Annotated in this window: 12 protein-coding genes; 10 read left to right on the top strand and 2 right to left on the bottom strand. The window is 69.2% G+C overall.

The window, feature by feature from the left end; translation table 11 throughout:
• Positions 1-16: 16 nt before the first annotated feature.
• The 4 genes from EPN98_RS17255 (at position 17) to EPN98_RS17240 (ending at position 5,037) form a co-directional block, all read left to right on the top strand.
• Positions 17-841 (top strand): enoyl-CoA hydratase-related protein, encoded by an 825-nt coding sequence (locus tag EPN98_RS17255; protein WP_293364148.1) that lies wholly within the window; start codon positions 17-19, stop codon positions 839-841.
• A gap of 44 nt (positions 842-885) precedes the next feature.
• Positions 886-2,076 (top strand): acyl-CoA dehydrogenase, encoded by a 1,191-nt coding sequence (locus EPN98_RS17250; RefSeq protein ID WP_293364147.1) that lies wholly within the window; start codon positions 886-888, stop codon positions 2,074-2,076.
• 147 nt (positions 2,077-2,223) lie between these two features.
• Entirely contained in the window at positions 2,224-4,575 is a 2,352-nt protein-coding gene (locus EPN98_RS17245) for a PAS domain S-box protein (protein WP_293364146.1), read from the top strand.
• A gap of 33 nt (positions 4,576-4,608) precedes the next feature.
• Positions 4,609-5,037 carry an EamA family transporter gene (locus tag EPN98_RS17240; protein WP_293364145.1) on the top strand — a complete coding sequence of 143 codons (429 nt, stop codon included), beginning with the start codon at positions 4,609-4,611 and terminating at the stop codon, positions 5,035-5,037.
• On the opposite strand, the gene EPN98_RS17235 is transcribed toward EPN98_RS17240, so the two are convergent.
• Entirely contained in the window at positions 5,034-5,609 is a 576-nt protein-coding gene (locus tag EPN98_RS17235; RefSeq protein ID WP_293364144.1) for a TetR/AcrR family transcriptional regulator, read from the bottom strand. The two genes, EPN98_RS17240 and EPN98_RS17235, sit on opposite strands and share 4 nt — an antisense overlap.
• Before the next feature lie 80 nt (positions 5,610-5,689).
• Here EPN98_RS17235 and EPN98_RS17230 point away from each other — a divergent pair, with 80 nt between their 5' ends.
• The 6 genes from EPN98_RS17230 to EPN98_RS17205 all read left to right on the top strand — a co-directional run bounded on the left by EPN98_RS17230 (position 5,690) and on the right by EPN98_RS17205 (position 11,818).
• Complete coding sequence (locus EPN98_RS17230; RefSeq protein ID WP_293364143.1) at positions 5,690-6,340, top strand: GNAT family N-acetyltransferase; 651 nt, start codon at positions 5,690-5,692, stop codon at positions 6,338-6,340.
• On the top strand, positions 6,337-7,323 hold the full coding sequence (locus tag EPN98_RS17225) for a hypothetical protein (RefSeq protein WP_293364142.1): 987 nt from the start codon (positions 6,337-6,339) through the stop codon (positions 7,321-7,323). The genes EPN98_RS17230 and EPN98_RS17225 overlap by 4 nt, the downstream gene beginning before the upstream one ends.
• Complete coding sequence (locus EPN98_RS17220) at positions 7,320-8,264, top strand: NAD(P)-dependent alcohol dehydrogenase (protein ID WP_293364141.1); 945 nt, start codon at positions 7,320-7,322, stop codon at positions 8,262-8,264. Before EPN98_RS17225 ends, EPN98_RS17220 begins: the two co-directional genes overlap by 4 nt.
• A gap of 69 nt (positions 8,265-8,333) precedes the next feature.
• Positions 8,334-9,743 (top strand): M20/M25/M40 family metallo-hydrolase, encoded by a 1,410-nt coding sequence (locus EPN98_RS17215; protein ID WP_293364140.1) that lies wholly within the window; start codon positions 8,334-8,336, stop codon positions 9,741-9,743.
• A 108-nt stretch (positions 9,744-9,851) separates the two neighbouring features.
• Positions 9,852-11,513: an MFS transporter gene (locus EPN98_RS17210; RefSeq protein ID WP_293364139.1), complete on the top strand. Its 1,662-nt coding sequence runs from the start codon at positions 9,852-9,854 to the stop codon at positions 11,511-11,513.
• Positions 11,514-11,521: 8 nt separating this feature from the next.
• Positions 11,522-11,818: a DUF1905 domain-containing protein gene (locus EPN98_RS17205; RefSeq protein WP_293364138.1), complete on the top strand. Its 297-nt coding sequence runs from the start codon at positions 11,522-11,524 to the stop codon at positions 11,816-11,818.
• 10 nt (positions 11,819-11,828) lie between these two features.
• On the opposite strand, the gene EPN98_RS17200 is transcribed toward EPN98_RS17205, so the two are convergent.
• Positions 11,829-13,133, bottom strand: a complete 1,305-nt coding sequence (locus EPN98_RS17200) for a dipeptidase (protein WP_293364137.1) — start codon at positions 13,131-13,133, stop codon at positions 11,829-11,831.
• Between the last annotated feature and the right edge of the window lie 51 nt (positions 13,134-13,184).

Raw genomic sequence — 13,184 nt, 5'->3', positions numbered from 1 at the left:
GGACGGGGGACGCGCGATGGCCGACGGGACGCAGGTGTTGGAGCACATCCTCTGGGAGCGGCGAGGCCAGGTGGGCGTGCTGACGCTCAACAAGCCTGACCGGCTGAACGCGCTGTCGCAGGCGATGCGCGACGAGGTGACGGGCGTTCTCGAGGCGGCTCACGCCGACGACGATCTGCGCTGCCTGGTGCTCACGGGCGCGGGCCGCGGGTTTTGCTCGGGCGCCGATCTGCAGGCCGGCGCCGCTGTGATGGCCGAGGGCGGCATCGCGCGGAAGAACCAGAACGAGCGCATCGACGGCATGGGCTGGGTCGGCCGCTGGGCGTCGATGTGGGCCCATTTCGACAAGCCGGTGATCGGAGCCATCAACGGCGTAGCGGCGGGCGCGGGCCTTTCGACCGCCCTGGCCTGCGACGTGCGGATCGGCTCCGAGCACGCCCGGTTCAAGAGCGTCTTCATCGAGCGCAACCTGTCGCCCGACAGCGGCCTGTCGTTCTTCCTGCCGCGCGTGGTGGGCTATGCGGCGGCGGCCGACATGATCTTCACCAGCCGCGCGGTGGGGGCCGAGGAGGCGCTGAGGCTTGGCCTGCTCAATCGTGTGGTGGCCGCCGACCAGCTGGTCGATGCAGCGGTCGCCTATGCCGAGGAAATGGCCGGCTGGCCGCCGTTGGCGCTGCGGATGTCCAAGCGGGTGCTGCAACACAACCAGGATGCCGGCCTCGACGAGGCGCTGCGCTACGAGACGCTGGGCCTGGAATTCTCGCGCCGGGCTCGCAACGACGTCCAGGAATCCCAGGCCGCGTTCCGCGAGAAACGCAAAGGCGTCTACACGGGCTCCTGAAAACCCGGTAAGCCCGCGCGCGACTGATCTTGAAGGAGTTCCCCATGCCGCTCGACGCTGGCGCGCCCCAGAAGACCTACCGCTGGGACGACCCCCTGGACATGTCTTCGCGCCTCTCGGAGGAGGAGCGCATGGTGTGGGACGCCGCCCGCCAGTACTCGCGCGAGAAACTCCTGCCCCGCGTGGTCTCGGCCTACGCCGAGGAGCGCTTCGACCGCGAGATCATGACCGAGATGGGCGAACTGGGCTTCCTGGGCCCGACGCTCCCGGAAGAATACGGCTGCGCCGGGGTGAACCACGTGGCCTACGGCCTGATCGCTCGCGAGATCGAGGCGATCGACAGCGGCTATCGCTCGGCCATGAGCGTGCAGTCCTCGCTGGTGATGTATCCGATCTATGCGTTCGGGTCGGAAGAGCAGAAGCGCAAGTATCTCCCCGGCATGGCCGCCGGCCGGATCATCGGCTGCTTCGGCCTGACCGAGCCCGACGGCGGCTCGGACCCCGCGTCGATGCGCACGACCGCGAGGAAGGTCTCGGACGGCTACGTGCTGAACGGTGCGAAGATGTGGATCACGAACTCGCCGGTGAGCGACGTGGCGCTGGTGTGGGCCAAGCTGGACGGCAAGATCCGGGGCTTCCTGGTCGAGCGCGGGACGAAGGGGTTCGAGACCCCCAAGATCCTCAACAAGCTCAGCCTGCGCGCCTCGGTGACGGGCGAGATCTCGCTGACCGACGTCCACGTGCCGGAAGACGCCATGCTGCCGGGCGTGGAGGGCCTTCGGGGGCCGTTCTCGTGCCTGAACAAGGCGCGGTACGGCATCGCCTGGGGGGCCATGGGCGCGGCCGAGTTCTGCCTGCACGCGTCGCGCGACTATGTGTCCAGCCGCAGCCTGTTCGGCCGCACCCTGGCCTCGCGCCAGCTGGTGCAGAAGAAGCTGGCCGATATGTCCACCGAGATCGCGCTGGGCTTCGAGGGCGCCCTGGCCCTGGGCCGGCTGATCGACGAAGGCGCGTGGGTGCCGGAAGCCATTTCGATGCTGAAGCGCAACAACTGCGGCAAGGCGCTGGATATCGCCCGCGTCGCGCGCGACATGCACGGTGGCAACGGGATTTCGGGCGAGTACCACGTGATGCGCCACGCCTCGAACCTCGAGACCGTCAATACCTACGAAGGCGCGCATGACGTGCACGCGCTGATCCTGGGGCGCGCGATCACGGGCGAAAGCGCGTTCTAGGACGTCACAACGGTTCGGCTCGCGGGGCGCTACGGCGCGCCTCGCGAGCGCCGTTCTGACGCACAACTCAAAATTTACACTTACAACCTATGCCTTTGCTCGCCTCAAATCCTGCTTACCTGGACGTGAGGCGTGCGGGGGAAGCCGATGACTCGGAAGAGCGCGACACGCGCCGCCGACAAGGCCGAAATGATCCAGGCGCTGTTCGAACACAGCAGCGACCTGATGCACGTGGTCGATTCCAAGGGCGTCATGCTCCTTGTGAACCCAGCCTGGACGCGGCTCACCGGCTACGCCGAAACTGAGATCATCGGAGCTCCGGCCCTCGACTTCTTCGTCACGGATGACGGCGCAGAGGCGGCGGCCCGGCTGCGGGAGATGGTTCCGGGCGTCGTCGCCGAGCGCGACGCGAGGATTCGCACGAAAGACGGTCGCCTGCTCTGGATGGCCGCCCGCACCCAGAAGCTGGAAGACGGCTGCTTCATCGTGACCATGCGGGACGCCGCAGCCGAACGCGCCCGCGCCCAGGAACTGGAAAATGCGCGCAAGACCCGCAAACTGCTGGGCGCCTCGGCGGGCCTCGGCATCTGGGAGTTCGACCCGCGCGCCAACTCGATCTGGTGGTCGGACGAGATCCGCGACCTGCTCGGTTTCAAAGAGGAGACCTGGCCCGCCGAGCGCTTCTACGAGTTCATCCAACCCCGCGATCGTGAACGGCTGCGCAAGCAGCTCAGCCGGGCCGTCATGCGGGGCGAGCCTCAGAAGTTCGAGCACCGCATCCGGGCCCGCGACGTCTGGCTGACGATGCGCGTGACCGTGCAGCCCGAGCGCCTGTCCGAAGGCGTCTACCTTCTAAAGGGCATGTCCGAGGACATCACCGAACTGGCCGCCGCGCGCGACGCCGCGCGCAAGGGTGAGCAGCAGATGAAGAAGGCCCGGCGCGATATCGCGATGAACGCCGCGCGCCTGAACCTCGCCCTCGAGGCGGCCGAGGCGGGCGTCTATGAGATCGACCACGTCCGGAAGACCTTCTGGTGCTCGCCCGAATTCGAGCGGATCACCGGGCAAAAGAACTCGGACTACGACGAGGCCATCGACCTTCGCTATCCCGGCTTCCACCCCGACGACCTGCCGCACGTGCGGGCCTCGTTCCGGGCGCTGCACCGGGGCGACAAGCAGTCAGGCGAGAGCTTCGAGGCCCGCATCATCCGGCCTGACGGGACCGAGCGCTGGGTGCGCGTCTTCCACCACCTGCAGGTCACCCAGAACGGCCGCTGGCTTAAGGCCGTGGGCCTGGTTCAGGACTGCGACATTCTCAAGCGCCAGGAGCTGGCGTTGAAGGAGGCCCAGCGGGCCGCCGAGGCGGGCGCAGAGGCCAAGGCCGCCTTCCTGGCCAACATGAGCCACGAAATCCGCACGCCGATGAATGGCGTGATGGGCGTGCTGCACCTGCTGAAGACCGAGAACCTGACCGAGGACGGACGTGCTCTCTTGTCCGAGGCGCTGTCGTGCGGCGCCATGCTTTCGGAACTGCTCAACGACGTCATCGACTTCTCGAAGATCGAGGCCGGCCGGCTGGAGATGGCGTGCGAGCCGGTCGATCCAGGCGCCCTGGTGGCGGGCGTCGTCCGCCTTCTCGAGCCGCAGGCTCGGGCCAAGGATCTGCGGCTCGTCGTCCAGTGCGACCCGGGCGTCGGCTGGGTGACGTCCGATCCGGTTCGGCTGCGTCAGGCGCTGTTCAACCTGATCGGCAACGCGGTGAAGTTCACCGAGACTGGCCATGTCCTGGTCCGCACGTTGCAGCCCGCCCCGGGCGTGCTGCGCTTCGAGGTCGAGGACAGCGGCGTCGGCATTCCGGCGGCGGCGCAGGCGCGGCTGTTCGAGCGGTTCAACCAGGCCGACGCGTCCACGACGCGGCGGTTCGGCGGCTCGGGCCTGGGCCTTGCGATCACGCGGCGGCTGGCTGAGTTGATGCATGGCGACGTGGGCTTCACGTCGGTCGAGGGTCACGGCTCGACGTTCTGGATCGAGGTGCGCGCCGAGACGACCGCAGCGCCGGCCGAACCGGTCCAGGCGGCCGCCAGCGTGCTCGACGGCGTCCGGGTCCTGGTGGTCGAGGACAACGCCACCAACCGTCTGATCGCCACCAAGCTGCTCGAGAATCTCGGGGCCGATGTCGAGACCGCGGACGATGGCTACGCCGGCGTCGAGGCTGCCCAGCGGGGCGGCTTCGACCTGATCCTTATGGACATCCAGATGCCGGGCATCGACGGCGTTGAGTCCGCTCGCCGCATCCGCGCCATGGGCGGCATGACGGCGGCGACGCCCATCGTCGCCCTGACCGCCAACGTGCTGGCCCACCAGCGTGCGTCCTATCTCGACGCCGGGATGGACGGGGTGGTCGGCAAACCGATCGCGCCGGACGCGCTGGTCACCGAAATCGTCGCCGCCGCGAACCGCCGCGCCGAAGCGATGGATGCCGAGGCGGCCGCGGCCTAACCTGACGCCTCGTTTCCGAGGCGAGGATCACCGATGCAAGCCGCTCTGCCCTGGCAGGCCTGGGCCCTGCTGTCCGCGGCGTTCGCCGCGCTGACCGCCATCTTCGGCAAGGTGGGGGTCGAGGGGGTGAACAGCGACTTCGCCACCCTGATCCGAACCGTGGTGATCCTGATCGTCCTGGCCGCCTTCCTGGCGGCGACGCGACAGTTCCAGCCGATCGAGGGGATCGGACCGCGGACCTGGCTGTTCCTGGGTCTCTCGGGCGTGGCCACCGGAGCCTCCTGGGTCTGCTACTATCGCGCGCTGCAGCTGGGCGATGCTTCACGCGTGGCCCCGCTGGACAAGCTCAGCATCGTGCTGGTGGCGATCTTCGGCGTGGCCTTCCTGGGCGAACACCTGAGCCTGCGCCACTGGGCCGGCGTCGGCCTGATCGCCGGCGGCGCGTTGATGCTGGCGCGCTAGACCTTGAGCGCGCCCAACATGATGCGCACGAGCGCGTCGATGGCGTCCTTGCGAGACATCCGACCGGCGGCGGCGGCGTTGGCGAGGGTGTCGGCAGCTCCGATGAGGCCGAGGAACAGGGCCTTTCCGCCCTTGGCCGGCAGCGGCGTGAAGCGGCTCAGGGCCTTGCGGTAGAGATCGGCGTAGGCCTCGCGCTGGGCGTGGCGGAAGTCGTCCATCTCCTCGGTGGCCGAGAGCGCCGCGGTGATGGCGCCGAACTCGCGGCCAGCCTCGAGGGCGCAGTCCACATAGGCCGCGGCCAGGATCGCCACGGCGTCCTCCAGCGTGTGCGCACGGCTCTCCAGCGCCGCGCGGGCGGCATCCCCCTGGCGCGCATCGAAGTGGCGATAGAGAGCCACGAGCAGACCAGCGCGGGTCTCGAAGTGCTCGTAGGCGATGGGCTTCGTCACTCCCGCCTGCTCGGCCACGCGGGCCAGGGTGAGCGCGTCGGTGCCCTCGGCGCGAACGATCGCGGCCGCGGTCTCCAGGAGCTGCAGCCTGCGCTCATCACGCGGCAGCCGTTTGCCGGACACGGGTCCTCCTTGACTTCAAACCTACGATACGTAAGTTACTTATCGTAACTTACTAACGGTAAGAACGCGAGGAGATGACCATGTCGGCCGACACCATGCAACTGGGGGCGCCGGACGCCCTCCAGATCGGGCGGTTCGCGCCCCTGATCCCCGGTCTGATCCGGGCGACCGGCCCGGTCAGCTACGGCTACCAGTTTGGGACCGACGACCTCCTGGAGCGGCTGGTGACGGCCTCGTGGACCGCGCCCGACACCCTGTTCTGCGCCGCCTGCACGACCGCGGCGGTGGGCGCCGAGGGCGAGCTGCTGGGGATCGAGCTGGGGTTCGAAGGTCCGAAGTTCTACGCGTTCAAGACCAACCTGGCGGCGCTGGCGCCCGGCCTGATCGAGCGGGGGGCAGTGACCCATGACCAGCTGGTGGGGCTGACGCAGCGGGCGGCCAAAGCCAGCTACCTGAACGCCCACGTCCCCGAGGATGTCTACTATCTGCATGCGCTCTCGACCTTCCCGCAACATCGCGGAAAGGGCGTCGGCAAGGCGCTGCTGGCGGCCGCGATCGCGCGGGCGAAGAAGGCGGGCTACCGCGAACTGCAGCTGGACGTCCTGGCCGACAATCCGGCGGTGGGCTTCTACCAGGCCAACGGCCTCTCGATCCTCGCCGAGATCCGCTCGCCCGAACTCACCCGCGACCACGGCTTCCCGGCCGAGTACCGCATGGCGGTGACCCTGTGAGCCCGCGCATCCTGATCGCCGGCGGCTGGGGCGTGGTCGGCGGCGCGGTCGCCCGCCTGATCCGGGAGGCCGGGCACGACCTCGAGCTGGTGCTGGGCGGCCGCAATCCCGAAAGCGGCGCCGAGCTGGCCAAGACGTTGGGTGCGCGCACCGTCCGCCTTGGTGTGAACGACCCTGCGCCCGGACTCGCCGAGGCGGGACCGGTCGACCTGGTGATCGCTGCCTTGCAGGACCCGGGCGACAATCTACTGATGACCGCCCTGCGCGCCGGCGCCGGCCACATCGGCATCGTGCGAGGCCCGGACAGCATGGCCTCGACCGCCATCGCCGCGGCGGCGCTGGCGAGACGGCCGGCGCTGATGCTCGGGCACTGGCAAGCGGGCGTGACGACGGTGGTGGCGCTGGCGACGGCGCGCACGTTCGCGGTGGTCGAGCGGGTCGAGATGGCCGCCCTATACGACTACGCCGACCCCATTGGCCCGATGACCGTGGCCGACGCCGGCGGCTTCGTGGGCCAGGCGCAGATCCGGCGGGGCGGGGCCTGGACCTACCTTGACGCGACCCAGCACGGACGCTCAGTCGCCCGGCCGGGGCAGTCCGCGTTCGACGCCCTGCCGATGAGCGTGCTGGACACGCCGGCGCTGGCGGCGGTGACCGGAGCGCCGGATGTTCGCTTCGACCTCGGGACCGGCGAGTCGCGAGGAACGGCGGCGGGCGGCGGGGCCTCTCACGACATCTACATCGACGTCACCGGCCGCAACGCGAGCGGCGCGGTGTCTACGAAGCAGACCATCGTCAGCGATCCCGCGGGCCAGGCGCACCTGACGGCTTTGGGCGTGCTGATCGGCGCGGAACGCGTCCTGGGCCTGGACGGCGCGGCGCCGCCGGCCGCCGGATTGCACTTCCCCGAGACCCTGCTCGACATCGACCGCGCGCTGACACGGCTCACGACCTTCGGCGTGCAAATCGAGAGCGCCACATGAGCACGATGCGCGCGCTGGCGGTCGATGCGGCCCGACAGGCGTCGTTCATCGTCGAGGCGCCGATCCCGACGCCAAGGCCCGGACAGATCCTGGTCGAGGTCAAGGTCGCCGGCGTCAACGAGATGGACGTCGAGGTGCGCAAGGGCGGCTGGGCCGGCCAGGTGAAGCGGTTCCGCAAGGACGGGCCCGTCCTGACCGGGTTCGAACTGGCGGGGATCGCGCGCACCGACGGACGCCGCATACGCGCCGGTCAGCGCGTGATCGGCTATTCTCCGGTGCTGAACGGGCCCCGCTGCCACGCGGAGTTCGCCATCATCGACGAGCGAGCGCTGCTGGCTATCCCGGCCACGCTCAGCGACGAAGCCGGCGCGGCGCTCACCGTCATGGGACTGACGGCGATCGAGGTGCTGGAACACATATGCCCGGCGACCGCCGGCCAGCGCTGCCTGATCATCGGCGCCGCTGGCGGCTTCGGCGCCTACGCGGTGCAGTTGGCGGCCCGTCAGGGCCGCGAGGTGACCGCAGTCGCCTCGGCGGCCAACGCCGCCTGGGTGCTGGCGCAGGGCGCTGCAGCGGTGCGGCCCTATGAGACCGAACCCGCCACCCAGCCCGATGACGCCTACGACCTGATTATCGACACCCCGGCGCGGCTCTCGTTCCGCGAAGCCGAGACGTTCCTGTCTCGGCGCGGGATGTACGTGTCCAGTAATCCGACCGCCGACCTGGCGGGCTTCGCGCGGGCGGCCCTGTCGTCCCGGCGGGCGGGCTATCTCATGATGCTGAAGACAGATCCCCGCCGCCTCGGACGGCTGGCAGCCCTCGCCGACGAGGGCGCGCTGCGGCCGGTCGTCGACAGCGTCTTTCCCCTGGAAGAGGCCGACGCGGCGTTCGACCGCTTCGAGACACGGGGCAAGCAGGGTCGCGTGTTGCTGCGTCTCTGATCGCGCGGGCTATTCCGTGTCCGGATTCCGCGTGCTTGAGTGCGCCGCTTCCGGGTTTGGAGAGAGTGCATGCGCAAGGTCGCCGCGGGATTTTTCGGTCTGTTGATGATGGGAGCCGCGACCACCGCGCAGGCCCAGGCCCCGCGGCCCGACCAGCTGGCGTTCCGCGAGATCTTCGAGGAGTTGGTCGAGACCAACACCGCGCTGTCCGTGGGCAGCTGCACCGAGGCTGCCGCCAAGATGGGCGCGCGCCTGAAGGCGGCGGGCTTCGCCGACGCCGACCTGCACCACATCACCGCGCCGTCCAACCCCAAGGAGGGCAGCCTGGTGGCCGTGCTGAAGGGGTCCGACCCCAAGGCCGGCGCGGTGCTGCTGCTTGGCCACATCGACGTGGTCGAGGCGCGGCGTGAGGACTGGACCCGCGATCCGTTCACGCTGATCGAGGAGGACGGCTACTTCTACGGCCGCGGCACGGCCGACATGAAGGGCCTGGACGCCATCTGGGTCGACACCCTGATCCGGCTGAAGCAGGCCAAGACCCCGCCCAAGGCCACGCTGAAGATGGCGCTGACCTGCGGCGAGGAGACCGCCGAGGCGTTCAACGGCGCCGACTATCTGGTGAAGAATCATGGCCCGCTGATCGCGGCCGACTTCGTGCTTAACGAGGGCGGCGGCGGGCGGCTCAGCGCCGACGGCAAGCGTGAGTCGCTGTCGATCCAGGTGGGAGAGAAAGCGGCGCAGAGCTACCTGGTCACCGTCACCAACCCAGGCGGCCACTCGTCGCGGCCGCGGCCCGACAACGCCATCTACCAGCTGGCCGAGGCGCTGCTGAAGGTGAGGGCGTACGTCTTCCCGGCGAAGATGACCGACACGACGCGGTTTGGCCTGGAGATGCGCGCCCAGCGGGCTGATGCGGTCGGCGCCGCGCTGAAGACCCTGCTGGCCAATCCCAACGACGCCGAGGCGGCGAAGGTGGCGGCGACCGACGTCAACGTGAATTCGATCCTGCACACCAACTGCGTGACCACGCGCCTGGACGCCGGACACGCCAACAACGCCCTGCCCCAGCGGGCGACGGCGGTGATCAACTGCCGCATCTTCCCCGGCGAGACGGTGGAAGGCACGCTGGAGACCTTGAACAAGGTGGTCGGAGATCCGGGCGTGAAGATCGAGGTGATCCCGCCCGTGCGGCCCATCGCCATCAACCCGCCGCTAGACCCCAAGGTCGTCGGGCCCATGAAGGCCGTCGCGGCCAAGCACTTCCCGGGCGTGCCGGTGATCCCGTCGATGTCGTCGGGGGCCACCGACGGCCGCTACTTCGGCCCGGCCAAGATGTACGTCTACGGCGTGCCCGGCATCTTCGGCGACCCCGACGGCAACGGCGCCCACGGCCTGAACGAGCGCATCCGCGTGAGCTCGCTCTACGCCGGCCGCGACTACCTGTTCGACCTGGTGAAGGCCTACGTCGGGGCGAAGTAGCGACGCCGCAGGCGAGGCGACGCCGCAGGGCCGGCCATTTCGAAGGGCAATGGCCCGGCGCGAGAATTCGGCTACATCGAGACAAGAAGCAGCGGGGAGATATCGGGCATGGCGGAAGTCGCCGCATCGGACACGCCGGAGAAGGAGGGCACGTCTCTTCGCACGGTCGTGGCCGCTTCGTCCGCCGGGACCACCTTCGAGTGGTATGACTTCTTTGTCTTCGGCAGCCTGACCGGCGTCATCTCCAAGACTTTCTTCACCGGCCTGCCCGAGACGGCGGCGCTGGCGGCGGCGCTGGCGCTGTTCGGGACGGGCTTCCTGTTCCGTCCGCTGGGCGCGCTGGTGTTCGGCCGCATCGGCGATCAGGCCGGCCGCAAGGGCGCCTTCCTGGCCACGGTGCTGCTGATGGGCGGCGCGACGGTCGCGATCGGCCTGCTGCCCAGCTACACCCAGGCCGGCATCATCGGCCCGATCCTGCTGATCCTCATGCGGATCATCCAGGGCTTCGCCCTGGGCGGCGAATATGGCGGCGCGGCGATCTATGTCGCCGAGCACGCCCCGGCCAATGGGCGCGGCAGGGCCACCAGCTGGATCCAGACCTCGGCGGCGTTCGGCCTTTTCGGGGCGCTGATCGTGATCCTGGTCACTCGCCTGGCCGTCGGCAACGAGGCCTTCGACGCCTGGGGCTGGCGCATCCCGTTCCTGTTCTCGGGCGTGCTGCTGGCGATCTCGATCTGGATGCGCCTGAAGCTCACCGAGAGCCCCGAGTTCGCCAAACTGAAGGCCGAGGGCAAGCAGAGCCAGGCCCCCTTCAAGGAAGCCTTCGGCGAGTGGCCCAACCTCAAGCTGGTGCTGATCGCCCTGGTGGGCGTGATGTTCGCCCAGGGCGCCGTCTGGTACACGGCCTTCTTCTACGTGCAGACTTTCATGGAGCGGTTCCTGAAGGTCAGCCCCGAGACCATCAACATCCTGATGCTGTCGGCCACCGCGGCCAGCGCGGTGTTCTACGTCTTCTTCGGCTGGCTCTCGGATCGCATCGGCCGCAAGACGGTGATGCTGTTCGGGATGGTGCTGATGCTGGCGGCCTATTTCCCCGGCTTCCACATGCTGTCGCGCACGCTGAACCCCGCCATGGCCGAAGCGGCCGCCGCGACCCCGGTGATCGTGATCGCCGACCCCGCCGACTGCTCGCTGCAGTTCGATCCCGTGGGCAAGGCCGCATTCCTGTCTTCGTGCGACATCGCCAAGTCGACCCTGGCCAACGCCGGGGTTTCCTACGCCAGCGAGGCGGGCGTGCCCGGCCGCCCGGCCATGGTGCGCGTGGGCAGCCAGACCATCCCATCGACCAGCGCCGAGGGCCTGTCGCCCGAGGTCGCCAAGGCGGTGAAGACCAGCGTCGAGACCCGGATCAAGACGGCGCTGACCCAGGCCGGCTACCCGGCGAAGGCCGACCCCGCGCGGATGAACCTGCTGGGGGCGTTCGGCGTGCTGCTGGTGTTCGTGGTGGCGGCGACGGCGCTCTACGGACCGATCGCCGCCTGCCTGGTGGAGCTGTTCCCGACGCGGGTGCGCTATACGGCGCTGTCGCTGCCCTATCACATCGGCACCGGGTGGGTCGGCGGCTTCGTACCCTTCACCGCCTTCGCCATCGTGACCGCCACCGGCGAACTCTACTCTGGCCTCTGGTACCCGTTCGCCTTCACGGCGCTGTCGGTGGTCGTCTGCTTCCTGCTGCTGCCTGAGACCAAGGGTAAGCGGCTCGACGGCTGACGCGCGGCATGCGCTACGAGATCGAGGCCGAAGTCTGGCTCTGGACCGGGGGCAAGGCGTCCTGGCGCTTCGTCACCCTGCCGCCCGAGGTCTGCCACGGCATCCGCCGGCTTAGCGGACCACGCACGGGAGGCTGGGGCTCGCTGCGCGTGGCCGCGACCATCGGCGCCACGACGTGGCGCACGTCGATCTTCCCCGACAGCAAGAGCGGCGGCTTCCTGCTCCCGCTGAAGGCCGAGGTGCGTCAGCGCGAACGGATCGCCACGGGCGACGTCGTGACCGTCGCCGTCGAGATCGAGCTCTGAGGCGACGCGCTCAGCGCTTCCCGTCCAGCTCGGCCAGCGTCGCGTAGGACGGCGCAGTCGTAGCCTGCAGCTTCTTTGCGATCGCCTCCGCCTCCCGCAACACGCGCAGGACGTTGCCGCCGGCCACCTTGCCCAGGTCCTCGTCGCTCCAGCCGCGGCGAGCCAGTTCGGCCAGGAGATCGGGGAACTTGTCGACGCCTTCCAGGCCTACCGGCGTGTCGCCGATGCCGTCGAAGTCCGAGCCGATGCCCACACAGTCCACGCCGCACACCTTGGCCAGGTAATCCACGTGGTCGGCCACCATCGCCAGCGTCACGGGCGGCTTGGGGTTGGCCTTGTCCCAGGCGGCCAGCGCGTCCTTGGCCCGGTCGGGCTGGCCGATGTATAGGCCGCCGAAGGGCGGGGCGTTGTAGCGGGCCTGCTCGGCCGAGCGGTTGGCCGCCCACTCCATGCGCGCGCGGCTGACGTAGTTCGGCAGGAAGTTGACCATCACCACGCCGCGGTTGGCCTTCACCTTGGCCAATACCGCGTCCGAGACGTTGCGGGCGTGATCGGCCACGCCGTCGGCGCCCGAATGCGAAAAGATCACCGGCGCCTGAGCCGCCTCCAGGGCGTCCAGCATCGTGCCTTCCGACACGTGGCTGAGGTCGACCAGCATGCCCAGCCGGTTCATCTCGCCCACCACCGCGCGACCGAAGGGCGTGAGGCCATCGTGCGCCGGGTTGGCCGTGGCGCTGTCGGCCCAGCGGGTGTTGATGGCGTGGGTCAGCGTCATGTAGCGCGCGCCGGCGGCGTACATCTGGCGCAGCACCGGCAGGCTGTCGTTGATCTGGTGGCCGCCTTCGATCCCGACCAGCGAGGCGACCCGGCCCGCCTTGTGGATGCGCACCACGTCGTCGGCCGTGTAGGCCATCTCGAACGTCGTGGGATAGCGCTGGGCCAGGCCCTTCACGATGTCGATCTGCTCGAGCGTCATCTGCACAGCGACCGGACCGTCGAAGGTGGACGGGATGAACACGCTCCAGAACTGGCCGCCCACCTTGCCGGCCTTGAGGCGCGGGATGTCGGTCATCATGCCGGGACCGCCCTCTTCCTTGAGGCCGGTGGTGTCGACCGACAGGTCCAGCTTGCCGGGGTTGATTCCCACGCGCTGGCGTAGCCCCCAGGGCACGTCGTTGTGGCCGTCGATCAGAGGAGTCTTCGCCAGCACCTTGTCGACGCGCGCCTTGATCTTCGCATCGTCAGGCTGGGCGTGAGCCGCGCCGCCAAGCGCCAGGGCCAGCGCCGTGCAGCCCACCAGAATTCTACGCTTCATCGTATCGCCTTCCCCAGGAGCGCCTGAGCTTGCAGAGCCGCCGCGGCGCGT

Origin of the sequence: Phenylobacterium sp. (genome assembly GCF_004299445.1) — a bacterium.
Classification (GTDB): Bacteria; Pseudomonadota; Alphaproteobacteria; order Caulobacterales; family Caulobacteraceae; genus Phenylobacterium.
This window is presented reverse-complemented; position numbering and strand designations above follow the sequence as displayed.